Here is a 14,274-nt window from a genome sequence, read left to right on the forward strand (position 1 = left end):
CTATAAAATAATGGTACAATATCTATTGAAAGAAAGGAGGTCGCTTTATGAAAAAAATCATTTATCCATCTGCGGCCCTATTAACGGCTTTTGCTCTATTATCCGTTCAAACAGCAAAAGCAGACACAGCTCAAGCGTCGGATCAAGCCAATGAACCGGCGGCAACAGTAGAAGAGGTGGTGGCTTCTCCAACGCCAGAAAGCACCACAGAAAATCAGGGAGAAGTGGCCGAAACACCGACGACAACAGACCGTGCAGCTGTTCCTGCTGCCTCCCCAACGGTAACATCGACAGAGACGGCATCTCCTGAAGTGGAAAAACTGATTGAAAACATGCCACTCAAACAAAAAGTGACCCAAATGATCATGCCGGACTTCCGTAAGTGGCAGGAGGCCAATCAGGAGTCGCCACAGGATCTCACCAAGGTCAATGCTGAAGTAGCAGATGCGATTGATAAATATGATTTTGGAGGCGTCATTCTTTTTGCTGAAAACGTCAAAGAAACCAAGCAGACTTTGGCTCTGACGCAAGACATGCAAAAGGCAGCGATTGAAAACAAAGCCAACAATGGCAAAATTCCGCTCTTGTTAGCCATCGACCAAGAAGGGGGGATCGTCTACCGCTTGGGTACGGGTACAGCCCTTCCCGGTAATATGGCCATCGGAGCTACCAATGATCCCAAACTAGCGAAAGAAGCTGGTCAAATTATCGGACGTGAACTTTCTGCACTAGGCTTGAATGTGGATTTTGCTCCGGTTCTAGATACCAATAACAATCCTCAAAATCCTGTGATTGGGCTTCGTTCCTTCTCATCTGATCCAAACCGGGTTGCTTACTTAGGTATTCCGATGATGAAAGGGATTCAAGACTACAATGTCGCTGTAGCTGCTAAGCATTTCCCAGGCCACGGGGATACAGCGGTCGATTCCCATACAGGTCTCCCATTGGTGGATAAATCTCTTACCGAACTTGAAAAATTAGAACTCCTTCCATTCAAAAAAGCCATGGATGCTGGCGTAGACCTTTTGATGACGGCCCATATCCAATACCCACAGATTGAAAAAGATCAGGTTGTGTCAAAAGAAACCGGTGAGAAAATCTATGTCCCAGCGACACTCTCTGATGATATTTTAACGGGCTTGGTACGGAAGAAATACGGCTATAAGGGCGTGATTGTCTCCGATGCGATGGGAATGGATGCTATCGCTAAGAACTTCGGTGAGGTGGAAGCTGTGAAGATGGCCATCAAAGCAGGGGTTGACCTGGTCTTGATGCCAACGACTCTTCGCAGCAAAGCCGATTTGACCAAGATTGATACCATTGTCGATGCAGTGGTAAATGCCGTGCAAACCGGTGACATTTCAGAAGATCGCTTAAATGAGTCGGTTCGTCGGATCCTCACCCTCAAAGAAAAACGTGGGGTCCTGAATTTTGATCCGAGTGCTCGGACAGCTGAAAAAGCAGAAGAAGCAGTCGGCTCCAACCTTAATCGTGATTTGGAACGCAAGATTGCTGCAGCAGCGGTGACGGTTGTAAAAAATGAAGACAATACCTTGCCATTTAAGGTGCAAACAGGGGACCATGTCTTACTCTTAGGAGCTTTTGAAAACGAAGTTCCTGGACTCGATTTGGGTATGCGTCGCTTAATTGCTGACGGAGTGCTTCCAAAAGACACCTCCTTTGTGGCCAAGAACTTCACTAAAGAATCTACCCTGGATAGTCTAAAAGAAGACCTCGAAAAAGCCACTCACATCGTAGTGATTTCAGAGATCGGTTATGAAGGGCAACTGGATAAAGATTTCTGGCGGACCAAGATCCCAACAGAAATCGTCAATTATGCCAATACCAACCATAAGAAGGCAGCAGTCCTTTCTATCTCTAAACCTTATGATGTAGCCAACTATCCAGCAGCAAAAGCCATTTTGGCAGTCTATGGAAATAAGGGAATGGATCCGACAGAATCCCTCAAACCAGACAATGCATTTGGTCCTAATATTCCTGCAGGAGTGGAAGTCATCTTCAATGGTAAGGAACACATAGGTACCTTACCGGTTGATATTCCAAAAATTGTAGACGGAAAAATGTCGGAAACAGAGTACGCCTACCGCATTGGTCATGGTCTCTTCTATCCGGCACCTGCTCCATTGCCAACACCAGAAACCCAAGATCCAACTTCACCAGTCCAAGATCCAACCCATCAGACACAACCAGTAGAGGTTGGTAACACAGGAACACAGGTCCTTGTTAGCAAGCAAGAAAAAGCTAGCCCTCTTGATGGTCCACAAGTTACTCCGATCGCTGTGAAACAAGCCACTGATCAGGCTCCTGTCAGCGTGTCAGCCAGTCCTGCCTCATCGGTATTGCCTAAGACCGGTCAAACAGAGAACCTCCTAGCCCTCATGGGTGTCAGCCTCTTAACCTTCCTTGGATCTTTTGTCTATCCAAGAAAGAAACACTAAGAAATGAAGAATCTCAATTGAGTAGTCTCCCAATTGAGATTTTTTGGTAAAAGTTTACTAAAATTAACTCGAAATAGCAAGAGTGAAATAGAAGTTATAATCGGATGAAAAGCCTATATTATCGACATTTTTGATCCAATATAAAAAATTAATAAAATTTTACTAAAAATAGTTGAACTTTTACTTGTGATCAGATATAATACAAGTATAAAAACGTTTACAAAACTAAAGGAGTTTCTCATGACGACAACAATCACATCTCAAGATTTACAAGCAAAATTCCAGGCTGTCTTTGGAGCAGAAGCAGATCACACTTTCTTTTCACCAGGACGGATTAATCTGATTGGTGAACACACTGACTATAATGGTGGCCATGTCTTCCCAGCAGCCATTACGCTTGGTACCTACGGAGCGGCAAGAAAGCGTGAGGATAAGGTCTTGCGTTTCTTCTCAGGAAACTTTGAAGACAAGGGGATCATTGAAGTCCCACTGGATAATCTCCACTTTGAAAAAGAGCACAACTGGACAAACTATCCAAAAGGCGTGCTCCATTTCTTGCAAGAAGCTGGTCACGTTATTGATAGCGGAATGGACGTCTATGTCTACGGTAATATTCCAAATGGATCTGGTCTTTCTTCTTCAGCTTCCCTTGAGCTCTTGATTGGCGTCATCGCTGAGAAACTATATGATCTTCAGTTAGATCGTCTAGATCTGGTCAAGATCGGGAAACAAACTGAAAATCACTTCATCGGAGTCAACTCTGGGATCATGGACCAATTTGCCATCGGTATGGGAGCTGATCAACGGGCTATTTATCTCGATACCAACACCCTAGAGTATGATCTGGTACCGCTGGACCTCAAAGACAATGTCGTAGTTATCATGAATACCAACAAACGCCGGGAATTAGCGGATTCAAAATACAATGAACGTCGTTCAGAATGTGAGACCGCCGTCTCTGAACTCCAAGAAAAATTGGATATCCAAACCTTAGGGGAATTGGATCTCTGGTCTTTTGATGCCTATAGCTACTTGATCAAGGATGAAAATCGCATCAAACGAGCTCGTCATGCTGTACTTGAAAACCAACGGACTCTCCAAGCTCGTAAGGCACTTGAAGCAGGTGATTTGGGAGGTTTTGGTCGTCTCATGAATGCTTCCCACGTATCCTTGGAGCATGACTACGAAGTGACAGGTCTAGAATTGGATACCTTGGTGCATACAGCCTGGGAACAAGAAGGCGTCTTGGGCGCTCGTATGACAGGAGCAGGCTTTGGTGGTTGCGCCATCGCTCTCGTAAACAAAGATAAGGTTGAAGCCTTTAAAGAAGCTGTCGGCAACCGTTATGAAGAAGTCGTTGGCTATGCGCCAAGCTTCTATATTGCAGAAGTTGCGGCAGGAACACGGGTACTCGATTAAAAAGGAGATAGGATGACAGAACAGGTATTAGACGCATTTGTCACAGCCGTCATTGCGGCGAGTGACTACGAAGAGATGGATCGGATTTATCTAAAAAATCGCATCATGAGTCGCGTTGGAGAAGAAGGGCTAGACGCCCCAACTCAAAAAGAAGACTTGATTGCGCTCAAAGATCAGCTGGTAGAGATCGCTGTTGCAAATAGCAAGATCCAGGACAGTATGGCCGCAAAAGACAGTCTGGGTGCGGAGTTGATGGATTGGATTACCCCTAGCCCTAGTCAGGTCAACCATCGTTTCTGGGAAACCTACCGTCAGTCTAAGGAAGACGCGATTGCAGATTTCTATGCCCTCTCTAAGCGCAATGATTACATCAAGGTCAAAGCCATTGCGCAAAATATTGCCTTTGAGACACAAACTCCCTACGGTTCTCTTGAAATCACCATCAATCTGTCAAAACCTGAAAAAGATCCTAAAGACATTGCAGCGGCCAAACTTGCCAAAGCCAGTCATTATCCAGCCTGCCAATTGTGTTTTGAAAATGAAGGCTATCAAGGTCGCCTAGACCATCCAGCTCGGGCCAATCACCGGATTATTCGCTTTGATATGGACGGTCATGACTGGGGCTTCCAGTATTCCCCTTATGCCTACTTCAATGAACACTGCATTTTCCTCGATAGCCAGCATGTTCCCATGGCCATTAGTCGCAAGACCTTTGAGCGACTCTTGACCATTGTCGAGACTTTTCCAGGCTATTTTGCGGGCTCCAATGCAGACCTGCCCATTGTAGGGGGATCCATCCTGACTCATGACCATTACCAAGGCGGACGCCACACCTTCCCTATGGAGCTGGCTCCTGTTGAGGAAAGCTTTAGCGTTGAGGGATTTGAGGCTGTATCGGTAGGGATTGTCAACTGGCCCATGTCAGTTCTCCGCTTGCAATCAGACGACAAGGCGCAATTGATTGCCCTGGCAGACCATATCCTCACAGCCTGGCGAGGCTACTCGGATCCAGCAGTTCAAGTCTTAGCGGCATCCGACGGTCAGCCCCACCATACCATTACCCCCATTGCACGGATACGTGATGGGCATTATGAACTGGACTTGGTGCTCCGTGACAACCAAACCTCACCAGAGCATCCCGATGGCATCTATCACCCACATGCGGATGTGCAACACATCAAAAAAGAAAATATCGGTCTAATCGAAGTCATGGGCTTGGCCATTTTGCCACCTCGCCTCAAGGAAGAGCTCAAGCAGGTTCAAGACTATTTGCTTGGACGTGAGAGCACAGTGGCGACCTACCACCGAGATTGGGCAGATGATTTGAAAGCCACTCACCCAGCCATCACAGACGAAGCAGAGGCAGAAGTCCTTGTCCGTGAATCAGTTGGCCAGATCTTTGCGCGTGTGCTGGAAGATGCTGGAGTTTACAAGCGAACAGCAGAAGGACAAGCTGCCTTTAGACGCTTTGTTGCGACACTTTAAGTGTGGAGAAGTGGCAGAAATTTGGTACAATAAGAGAGAAGACAAGAAGCGAAAGGAAAACAAATGGCAATACTCGTACTCGGAGGAGCTGGCTATATCGGTTCCCACATGGTGGACCGCTTGGTCAATGAAGGACAGGAAAAAGTCGTCGTGGTCGATAGCTTGGTCACAGGCCACCGTGCAGCGGTGCATCCAGATGCCGTCTTTTACCAAGGAGACCTGGCGGATCAAGACTTTATGCGCACTGTTTTTAAGGAACACGCAGATATCGATGCGGTCATCCACTTTGCGGCCTACTCACTGGTCGCGGAGTCCATGGCCGATCCATTGAAATATTTTGATAACAATACAGCAGGCATGGTCAAACTCTTGGAAGTCATGCATGAATGTGGGGTGCACTACATCGTCTTTTCTTCAACTGCTGCCACCTACGGCATTCCAGAAGAAATTCCGATTCTTGAAACCACTCCGCAAAAACCAATCAACCCTTATGGTGAAAGCAAGCTCATGATGGAAACCATCATGCGTTGGGCCGATCAAGCCTACGGGATCAAGTATGTGCCCCTTCGTTACTTTAATGTAGCGGGTGCCAAGCCAGATGGATCCATCGGAGAAGACCATGGACCAGAGACCCATCTCTTGCCGATCGTCTTGCAAGTGGCCCAAGGCAAACGCGAGAAGATCTCTATTTTTGGAGATGACTACCAGACACCAGATGGCACCAATGTACGGGACTATGTCCATCCATTTGACTTGGCAGATGCCCATCTTTTAGCAGTGGAGTATCTCCGAAAAGGCAACCCATCTACCGCCTTTAACCTGGGCTCATCGACTGGATTCTCCAATCTTCAGATTGTTGAAGCAGCCCGTAAGGTGACGGGACATCCGATCCCACTTGAGATGGCTGATCGCAGACCAGGAGATCCAGATACCCTGATCGCATCCTCTGAGAAGGCGCGTGCCATCCTCGGTTGGCAACCTAAATTTGACAATATCGAAACCATTATCCAAACAGCCTGGGCTTGGCATTCCAGCCACCCAGATGGCTACAATGATCGATAAGGAGGGACTGCGGACATCATTTTTGAGACTTTTCTAATAACATTTAAAATGACAGTTGATCTTGCTAAATGACTCGTTTCAAACGTCAGTCATTTCCTTAACCATCATAAAAAGTGAGGTATTCAAAATGAATAAAACCACAAAAATGTTAGCCGTCTTCTTGACAGCAGGTCTTCTTTTAGCTGGTTGCGCACAAAAAGAGAGTACAAAATCTACTAGTCCATCGTCTACTAAGGCGACCAGTAAAGCAACAAGCAAATCATCCGCTAAAGAAAAGACAAAAGAGTCATCAACTGATGAAAGCAAAAAAGAAGATGCACTAGCAGGTGCACAAAAAACCGTTCTCGAAACGAGTGATGAAGCAGGTAAGTCAACTATCACCTTGTATTACAAGGGAGATACCTTGTTATTACAAGAAAAAGTTGATGATTACGACGTCTCAAAAGTGCCTGGTGAGAACCCTCTTGAAACCATGAAAGAAGCCGTGGCCAAGAGCCAAGAAAAATTCAAAGATCTGATGGGCCATGGATTTGAACTAACATCAGAATACAAAGACGGAATCTTTTATATCCGCAATACCATTGATTACACAAAAATCGATTTTAATAAATTAAAAGAAATCGTCCCAGGCTTTAATCCCCTAGATGACAAAACAGTCAGTTATTCAGTAACGAAAGACAGTCTTATCAAGGGCGGAATGGTCGAAAAATAAACCAAATGGAGAGCAGCTCAGTTTGCTGCTCTTTTTTTTGTTTTGGTATGAATTCATGGGCATATTTTGGTAAAATAGGATTTAAGGAAAAGAGTATTTAAATGAGTGATATCTTTTTAGAGAGTGCAAATCATGATTTGCATTTGTATGAATAAAATCCTTAGTTGAGTGATTACAGTTAAGAAGTCCACTGACGAGTAGGAAGTATTGAGAAGATCAATCCAGTTTACTTATGCACTGATCAAACGATTCATCCCTTTTGAAATTAAAGATGTAATAGAAGAGGTTGGAAGAAATACAATTAAATATAAAAAAGAGGCTGGGACAAAAGTCCTAGCCTCTCAATTGTTTTTGGATTGTCGAGCAAGACGCAGTGGTTGAGTGGGCTCTACTACGCTGATTTCATCAGCTTTTACAGCCCTACTCAACTGTGCGGAGGTGGGACGACGAAATCGAATTCTAACGAATTACCGATTTCTGTCCCACTCTCTTTTTGAGGTTAAGATGACCTCAATCTATCTGTGCCTGATGATGTATTGATCATGGTAAAACAAATCTTCGTGAGAAAGCAAGTCTACTCATTTTTTTGAATGATTAGTTCTCCAGATCTAATTTCCCAGACTTGGTCAAAGTTCTTCAGTGCTTCATTCTGTCGGTGTAAAGTAATGATGACAGCACACGGTAAGTCTAGTACTTTTTTCAATTCTGCCTCGAACTGATGAGCATCCAAGGCTGAAAAAGGTTCATCCATAATAACTAATGGACTCTGGCGGTTTTTTTCTCGATTGAGGTACATACGTTGTTGTTGACCACCTGACAGGGATTGAGGAGGTGTTGCTTCGAATTCCGCATCCTTAAACTCTGCGTGGAAAGTATTGAATAGCGTAACATTATTTTCATAACTAGAGTTGAAGCGATGCTCTTGTTGCAAGATCAGGCCAAATCTTCCCCAAAGCTGATTTAGGGGAAGATCATTCAGCAAGATCTCGCCTTGGAAATCCTCATCCGTACCATTTAAAATATTGAGTAGGCTACTCTTACCTGATCCGTTCTCTCCTATGAGAGCAATCTTATCTCCTTTGTGAATGGTGGCAAAAGAAATCTTCAATGTTGATTCCCCAAGTTGTTTAGAAAGATTCTTCAATGTGATCGTTTTAAAGGAAGGCTGTGGTGACTGAATTGAAGATGGATGCTTAACAATAGTTTGAAAGCTTTTAATTACAGGTTTTACCGACTCCAACATTTGCAGATCGTAAAGGATTTCTTGAATTGGTTCTGAGAAGGCTGTAATATAACCAAAACTTGCAACCACCTCAGGGATACCAATTTGATGATGATATAGAGAGTAAGCTAGATAGGAAAAGAGAATAAGGCTAATGAATTCAAAAGAAATACCCGTCAAGAGAATACCTGTAATTTTAGTCAAACCATACCCAAGATACTTATCCTGCAAGTTTTTGAGAGAACTTCTTTGTTGCTCTATAAAATGAGGTAGAGTGAGTTTGTTAACTAGGTGATGTCCTCGGAATAGATCCTCCAAGGTACGATAATAATCACCTTGCTTTTCAAGATAGGTTTGTCTACGCTTCGCAGTCAATTGACCAACGATCTTTGGAATTTGAATACTGATGGCTGTTGAAATCAGTAGGATCAGTGCCACTATTGGATTGATCGTTTTGGTAATAATGATGGTATAAATCAAAATTCGTAGAATCTGCTTAAAAAAACTCATCAGTGGAGGTAGATAATCTTTTTCCAGTGAATCAAGATCATTAGATTGATAAGAAATGTATTCTGCGACTGTTTTCTGCTTGAAATCATGGTGGGCAAGTCCTAAAAGAGATTGAAACCAATCGTTCTTTAGATTTGTCGAAAAGAGAATGGCCTGTTTCCAGTCAAGTCGCATTTGGATGTAGTTGCAAGTCAGGTAACCTATAACTGCGATGCAATAACCTGACAAAGCTATTTGATAGTGGCCACGAATTAACTCTTGTGTAAAGTATGGAAGAAGAGCCGTACAAATATTGGACAGTCCACTAAAGAGAAAATTAAAGAAAAGATACCAGCGCAGAGGCTTAAGGTATTGAAGCATAGACGAAACTCCTTGATAAAGCTATATGAAAATATAACATAAAACTGATAATGACATAACAGCCCAGTTACATTAATGAGCAAATAGGGGCATTATTTAGAAACTTTCTTTTTTGTAAAATATAACTAAATTATAGCATATGTTGAAGTCAGTTTATTAATTTAGAAGAAGTTTGTCTATGTATTTCTCAAAAAAATTTGATATTAGGATGATTCTGTAGGCGTGTTAATTTAAACAAAAGAACCGCTGGCGACAAGAGATGCCAGCATCATCGAACATACGCAAAATGACGCCTACTGGGCTGATGGGGGAGATGGCTCTGGGAGGAACAAGCTAGGCCTTCTCTTAATGCAAGTGCGGGAAGAGTTGAAAAACCCAAACCCGTAACCTCTCTTCAAGCTATTCCATTTAACACCCTAAGTTTGGTATGAATGCCGCAATGATCAATAATATGGAACTCAAGTCAGTCGGCTTGAGTTTTTTTGCGTGAGCGAATGTGCTGGGAATACCACTAACTAGGCTTTTTTATAGCTGTGAAAGATGTTATAATATGAAAAAATTTAAAGGAGAAATGAATGGGAGATAAATACACCGTAAAAAGTGATCTTTCGGTGGCTGCTAAGCATGCTACTGCAATAGGATCTGCCAATAATCATTCAGCTATTACAGTTCAAAGAGATGAACAAACGACAGTTGCTGGTAATAATAGTGCAAAAAATGGTATTAGTCAATTTGAGAATCTTCAGAGTCAGCTATCGAATCATATTGTGAATATGATTCAAAATATCCATAGCTTAGCCGACCAATTTGAAGATAAGGATGCCATGATTCGTCAAAATTTAAATATTTTGAATACTATTCAGTCTAAGCCGTCATTCTCAAATGAAGCGAAATCAAAATACTTAGATGTGTTAGAGGATTAGATATGAGTGCAGAAGATACATGGAATAAGCTCCATGAGAAAGAACTACAACTTTCAGATAAGGAGTGGGACCTATATCAAAGAATAGAAAAATTAGATTCGAAGAAAATGGAAGTAATGGATCAGCTTTTGAATGATTCTCATTGGTTAAATGATCTAGATTTTCTTTTCGAAGGTAGCAGATATCAAAGTCAAATGATGGATGACCAGTTAGAATTCCAGCATCAAGTGAGAATAATGGAATACAGTCTGGATGAAGAATTAGAAAAACTTCGGAAAGAACATAAATCTATTGAAATGAAGTTAGATTCGATTCACCAAGAAAAAAGACGATTAGTGACGGAGAAAATCACATGAGTATAGATATGTATCTAGAATCCGCCAGAAGTCAGGCAACTAGTTTATCTAGTATATCCGCCCAGTGCGTGCAACAGAATATTGAATTGATTAAAGTTCTTGAAAATTTTGTAGCTGAAGAAGAGTTAAAAGGGCATGCTTACGACTCAGCAAAGGCGCATATTACAAGTACTGTAATTCCATTAATTCAAGGGATTGTCTTATACCAAGAATCACTGGCGGAGGAGTGTCAAAAATTTGTCAGTCAATATACCTCTGACGTAGATAGTAAAAGTTGGCGTCAAGTTGATTTAGAAGAAAAAATTAGGGAAGCAGATCAAAAGATTTCTAATCTACGACAGTTAATGGAAACAAAATCGGATGATAAGATTTCAGCTTTTCTAAATCTTTCGCTATCTATAGCCGTATTAGAAGGAGCAAAACAAAAATTACAGAAAATATTAATTAGCCTGCTTACTTTTAATGCAGTCTCTCCAACTATCTTTTTAAATTCAGAGCGGTATTTATTGGCCGTTCAAAATGGTTTTGCCCAAGCTGCACAATCATGGGATGCTGCCAGTGGAACCTACTTGCCCCCAAGTAATGGAGCTGATCTATCATGGAAGCAAACAATCTCTTTAGGATGGCAAAAACGACAAGCAGTCCTGAACAAAGTGAAGAACCCGAAGGTTGAAACGTTAGAGGAAAAACTCTCAAAAATGTCACGTGCAGAACTGGAGGAAGAGTATGGTTCTGTGATTCAATCATATAAAAGGTTTCTTACAATGGGACAAGGCGATAATGTGACTGCTACTATGGATTATGAGGATGTGAAACTAATTTGGAAGCGATATAATGAAGTGAAGAATGATCACTTAGGATTATTACCTTCAGAATTAGCCAAGGTGGACCCGAAATTTAGGAAACGTATCGATGCAATGGATCAAGAAGCGTTAGAAGAGGCCTACCCAGAACTTAAAACATTGATCTCCATGGCCCATGTGAATCCCTATGCACAACTATTTAAATCTGAAACAGAACGCGCTAATTATGATTACCTACTAGATCGCTATTTCCTTTTAGATAGTCAAAAAATGCTTAGTTGGCGAGATCCCGCCTTTCAAACTAAATATGATTATTATATAATTGAAGAAGGAATTGATCCTTTTACAGGCAAACCTGCTACACAGGAAGAAATCAATCGGGCAAAAGATATCAAAAAGGTGAGAACTGTTACTGAGAGCTTCCAACTAGCAAGTACCTTGTATACCTCTTATGTTGGCTATAATCAGTACTACAATAAACCCTATACAACGTTCTCGGATGTATTTAGTAAGGTAAAAGGGAAAGTTCCATTCTTCAATAGGAAACCAGTAATTCCTGAGGTAAACCCTAAGGTAGATACCAATGTTAAAACTATAACAGAACCAGCAAAAACTTATGATCGTGAACGCATTTTACGAAATATAGAAGAAAGCAAACTTGCGAGGGAGAGTTCTGGGTTTAAAGACTTTGCAACTCGAGAAAGATATCTAGAGAAAGTCTTTGACAAATTAACTCCTGAAGAAAGGGAATTAATCTTTAATATTTCTAAGAACGCACCTAAAGTGGAGTATCGTCCTGGTAAAACATCCAAAAGTGTATTATCAATACCGAAAGAAGATCGTCCAATCGTCGAAAAGGTTTATAGCTCAGAATACATAAAAGCACACAAACAGCAATTTGAAAATGGAGCAGCCAGATTCCAAAAATTTCAACCTAGCGAAAATTGGAATGGAGGTATTGTTGGAGGTGATGATGGAACAAGTTTCTGGTTGAGTAAAGAACATGCAGATATCATTGAAAAGGTTGCCAATGGAGATAATCGTCTTTATGAAATCATATTAGGACTTGATGAAGGTTATTTAGAAGACGGGCCACTTTATCGTTTAGATGTCACTCCAGAAGTAGTAGCAGAAAAAGGGATTTCAATACCAAGTGGGAGAGAAGCAGGAGCCAATGACTGGTGGAGACCAACGGGACGAACTTTCCCAGGAGATATTCCAGAAGGTGTAATGAAAGATATTAGTACCAAGAGAGGAGAACATACATGGAACATAGTAAATTAGGCTGGGAAGATGTTATCCAGTTTGAAGAGGTAAAAGGTTATGGTCAGCATATCTGGAGAGATGGTAATCATTTTTATTACGTTACTGAGGAGGGAGGAATTGCCCCTCAGCGTGTAGTTTATGAATTACCAAATGAGCTGTTTGCCTTATTAGAAAGTGGAGAGAGAACGCAGTTAGAAATATTAAGTAAACTTCAGACCGATCGTTGGCCACCGACGGAAGAAGAAAAGAAAGCTAGTGAGAAACGATTCATAGAAGAGAGTCCTACATCATTAATTGATTTACCTGAAACTAGAGAGTTATTTACTCAGGAAGAGCTTGAAAGATTAATTCCAATTGCTGAGCAAATGTGGATTGACTGGAGAGGTAAACTTCCAGATGATTATGTGTCACCACTTAAGTAAAAGAGATATAAAATGATACCAACTAACTTACAATGGGAAGAAGTTATCCAGTTTGAAGAAGTTGAAGGATACGGGAAATCCATCTGGAGAAATGAGGACAAGTATTATTTAGTTTTAGAAGAAGGAAGCGTGGCTTCTTGGTTAGTGGTTTATGAATTGCCAAATGAGTTATTTGCCTTACTAGAGAGTGGTGAGAGAACGATATGCGAAGTTTCTTGGAAGATTCAGAATGATTGTTGGCCACCAACGGAAGAAGAGAGAAGAGAATATAGAAGAAAATTTATAAGCAAACATCCAGCTTCTTTGATAGATGTCCCTAAAAATAGGAAACTTTTTTCTAAGGAAGAACTTGAAGAGTTGATTCCGATTGCTGAGAAGCAGTGGATTGAATCTGAAGGAGAACTTCCAGATGATTATGTATCGCCGCTTAAGTAAGGAAGGTATAAAATGAAACCAACAAAACTTGAATGGGAAGATGTTATCCAATTTGAGGAAATTGAAGGATATGGAAAATCCATTTGGAAAAATGAGGACAAATATTATTTAGTTTTAGAAGAAGGCACCGTGGCTTCTTGGTTAGTGGTCTATGAACTCCCACAAGAATTATTTGTACTATTAGATAGTGGAGAGAGAACACTACAAGAAATTTCCTGGAAAGTTCAGAATGACTCTTGGCCACCGACGGAAGAAGAAAAGAAAGCTAGTGAGAAACAATTTATATTAAAAGGCTTAACTCCATTAATAGCTAATCCTAAGAGTTGGGAATTATTTACTCAGGAAGAGCTTGAAAGATTAATTCCGCTTGCTGAACAAAAATGGATTGACTGGAGAGGCAAACTTCCAGATGATTATGTATCGCCACTTAAGTAAAAGAGGTATAAGATGAAACCAACAAACCTAGAATGGGAAGATGTTATTCAATTTGAAGAGGTAAAAGGATACGGTCAGCATGTCTGGAGAGATGGTAATCATCTTTATTATGTTGATGAGGAGGGAGGAATTGCCCCTCAGCGTGTGGTTTATGAATTCCCATTAGAACTATTTCAATTATTAAAGTCTGGGGAAAAAACACTTAAAGAAATTCATTTCAAGCTAAAAAACGACTGTTGGCCACCGAACGTGACACAAGAAGAAGCTAATAAAAATTTCTTTAGGCAATTTCCAGAAGCTTTAAGAGGAAATCCTAAGGCACAAGGCTTATTTACAAAGTCTGAACTAGAAGAAATATTACCTGAAGGGGCTGAAATTCTAGCGAGCAAAGATTAAAATAACTCT

14 protein-coding genes are annotated in these 14,274 nt (G+C 41.5%); 13 read left to right on the forward strand and 1 reads right to left on the reverse strand.

What is annotated here, in order from left to right:
- Nucleotides 1-47 precede the first annotated feature (47 nt).
- The 5 genes from NML76_RS00060 to NML76_RS00080 all read left to right on the forward strand — a co-directional run bounded on the left by NML76_RS00060 (nucleotide 48) and on the right by NML76_RS00080 (nucleotide 7,137).
- Nucleotides 48-2,459 carry a glycoside hydrolase family 3 N-terminal domain-containing protein gene (locus NML76_RS00060; protein ID WP_254732344.1) on the forward strand — a complete coding sequence of 804 codons (2,412 nt, stop codon included), beginning with the start codon at nucleotides 48-50 and terminating at the stop codon, nucleotides 2,457-2,459.
- Nucleotides 2,460-2,711: 252 nt separating this feature from the next.
- Nucleotides 2,712-3,878 carry a galactokinase gene (locus NML76_RS00065; protein ID WP_254732698.1) on the forward strand — a complete coding sequence of 389 codons (1,167 nt, stop codon included), beginning with the start codon at nucleotides 2,712-2,714 and terminating at the stop codon, nucleotides 3,876-3,878.
- A gap of 12 nt (nucleotides 3,879-3,890) precedes the next feature.
- On the forward strand, nucleotides 3,891-5,363 hold the full coding sequence (gene galT / locus NML76_RS00070; RefSeq protein WP_254732346.1) for a UDP-glucose--hexose-1-phosphate uridylyltransferase: 1,473 nt from the start codon (nucleotides 3,891-3,893) through the stop codon (nucleotides 5,361-5,363).
- A 63-nt stretch (nucleotides 5,364-5,426) separates the two neighbouring features.
- Nucleotides 5,427-6,425, forward strand: coding sequence for a UDP-glucose 4-epimerase GalE (galE, locus tag NML76_RS00075; RefSeq protein ID WP_049491902.1), 999 nt, complete (start codon nucleotides 5,427-5,429; stop codon nucleotides 6,423-6,425).
- Between the two features lie 127 nt (nucleotides 6,426-6,552).
- A complete protein-coding gene (locus NML76_RS00080) occupies nucleotides 6,553-7,137 on the forward strand; it encodes a DUF1307 domain-containing protein (protein WP_003007820.1) in 585 nt (194 codons plus the stop codon).
- Nucleotides 7,138-7,711: 574 nt separating this feature from the next.
- Here the strand turns inward: NML76_RS00080 and NML76_RS00085 are convergent.
- Nucleotides 7,712-9,229, reverse strand: a complete 1,518-nt coding sequence (locus NML76_RS00085; RefSeq protein ID WP_254732348.1) for an ABC transporter ATP-binding protein — start codon at nucleotides 9,227-9,229, stop codon at nucleotides 7,712-7,714.
- A gap of 246 nt (nucleotides 9,230-9,475) precedes the next feature.
- Here NML76_RS00085 and NML76_RS00090 point away from each other — a divergent pair, with 246 nt between their 5' ends.
- The 8 genes from NML76_RS00090 (at nucleotide 9,476) to NML76_RS00125 (ending at nucleotide 14,265) form a co-directional block, all read left to right on the forward strand.
- A complete protein-coding gene (locus NML76_RS00090; protein ID WP_275043501.1) occupies nucleotides 9,476-9,616 on the forward strand; it encodes an NADAR domain-containing protein in 141 nt (46 codons plus the stop codon).
- A 188-nt stretch (nucleotides 9,617-9,804) separates the two neighbouring features.
- Nucleotides 9,805-10,152, forward strand: coding sequence for a TIGR04197 family type VII secretion effector (locus tag NML76_RS00095; RefSeq protein ID WP_049491897.1), 348 nt, complete (start codon nucleotides 9,805-9,807; stop codon nucleotides 10,150-10,152).
- 2 nt (nucleotides 10,153-10,154) lie between these two features.
- Nucleotides 10,155-10,508, forward strand: a complete 354-nt coding sequence (locus tag NML76_RS00100; protein ID WP_254732350.1) for a hypothetical protein — start codon at nucleotides 10,155-10,157, stop codon at nucleotides 10,506-10,508.
- Nucleotides 10,505-12,595, forward strand: a complete 2,091-nt coding sequence (locus NML76_RS00105; RefSeq protein ID WP_049491888.1) for a hypothetical protein — start codon at nucleotides 10,505-10,507, stop codon at nucleotides 12,593-12,595. The genes NML76_RS00100 and NML76_RS00105 overlap by 4 nt, the downstream gene beginning before the upstream one ends.
- Nucleotides 12,577-12,999 carry a hypothetical protein gene (locus NML76_RS00110; RefSeq protein WP_049491886.1) on the forward strand — a complete coding sequence of 141 codons (423 nt, stop codon included), beginning with the start codon at nucleotides 12,577-12,579 and terminating at the stop codon, nucleotides 12,997-12,999. The genes NML76_RS00105 and NML76_RS00110 overlap by 19 nt, the downstream gene beginning before the upstream one ends.
- Nucleotides 13,000-13,011: 12 nt before the next feature.
- Complete coding sequence (locus NML76_RS00115) at nucleotides 13,012-13,434, forward strand: hypothetical protein (protein ID WP_129824536.1); 423 nt, start codon at nucleotides 13,012-13,014, stop codon at nucleotides 13,432-13,434.
- A 12-nt stretch (nucleotides 13,435-13,446) separates the two neighbouring features.
- Nucleotides 13,447-13,869, forward strand: coding sequence for a hypothetical protein (locus NML76_RS00120; RefSeq protein ID WP_049491883.1), 423 nt, complete (start codon nucleotides 13,447-13,449; stop codon nucleotides 13,867-13,869).
- A 12-nt stretch (nucleotides 13,870-13,881) separates the two neighbouring features.
- Nucleotides 13,882-14,265 (forward strand): hypothetical protein, encoded by a 384-nt coding sequence (locus tag NML76_RS00125; protein WP_049491881.1) that lies wholly within the window; start codon nucleotides 13,882-13,884, stop codon nucleotides 14,263-14,265.
- Nucleotides 14,266-14,274: the final 9 nt, after the last annotated feature.

This window comes from Streptococcus sp. CF8_Ac1-9, from assembly GCF_024295565.1.
Taxonomy (GTDB): domain Bacteria; phylum Bacillota; class Bacilli; order Lactobacillales; family Streptococcaceae; genus Streptococcus; species Streptococcus parasanguinis_X.

What these genes read in the sequence shown, in the direction of transcription:
- NML76_RS00060 (WP_254732344.1), top strand. Translation starts at nt 48, where the DNA reads ATGAAAAAAATCATTTATCCATCTGCGGCCCTATTAACGGCTTTTGCT.
- galT (WP_254732346.1), top strand. Translation starts at nt 3,891, where the DNA reads ATGACAGAACAGGTATTAGACGCATTTGTCACAGCCGTCATTGCGGCG.
- galE (WP_049491902.1), top strand. Translation starts at nt 5,427, where the DNA reads ATGGCAATACTCGTACTCGGAGGAGCTGGCTATATCGGTTCCCACATG.
- NML76_RS00080 (WP_003007820.1), top strand. Translation starts at nt 6,553, where the DNA reads ATGAATAAAACCACAAAAATGTTAGCCGTCTTCTTGACAGCAGGTCTT.
- NML76_RS00085 (WP_254732348.1), bottom strand. Translation starts at nt 9,229, where the DNA reads ATGCTTCAATACCTTAAGCCTCTGCGCTGGTATCTTTTCTTTAATTTT.
- NML76_RS00095 (WP_049491897.1), top strand. Translation starts at nt 9,805, where the DNA reads ATGGGAGATAAATACACCGTAAAAAGTGATCTTTCGGTGGCTGCTAAG.
- NML76_RS00100 (WP_254732350.1), top strand. Translation starts at nt 10,155, where the DNA reads ATGAGTGCAGAAGATACATGGAATAAGCTCCATGAGAAAGAACTACAA.
- NML76_RS00105 (WP_049491888.1), top strand. Translation starts at nt 10,505, where the DNA reads ATGAGTATAGATATGTATCTAGAATCCGCCAGAAGTCAGGCAACTAGT.
- NML76_RS00110 (WP_049491886.1), top strand. Translation starts at nt 12,577, where the DNA reads ATGGAACATAGTAAATTAGGCTGGGAAGATGTTATCCAGTTTGAAGAG.
- NML76_RS00115 (WP_129824536.1), top strand. Translation starts at nt 13,012, where the DNA reads ATGATACCAACTAACTTACAATGGGAAGAAGTTATCCAGTTTGAAGAA.
- NML76_RS00120 (WP_049491883.1), top strand. Translation starts at nt 13,447, where the DNA reads ATGAAACCAACAAAACTTGAATGGGAAGATGTTATCCAATTTGAGGAA.
- NML76_RS00125 (WP_049491881.1), top strand. Translation starts at nt 13,882, where the DNA reads ATGAAACCAACAAACCTAGAATGGGAAGATGTTATTCAATTTGAAGAG.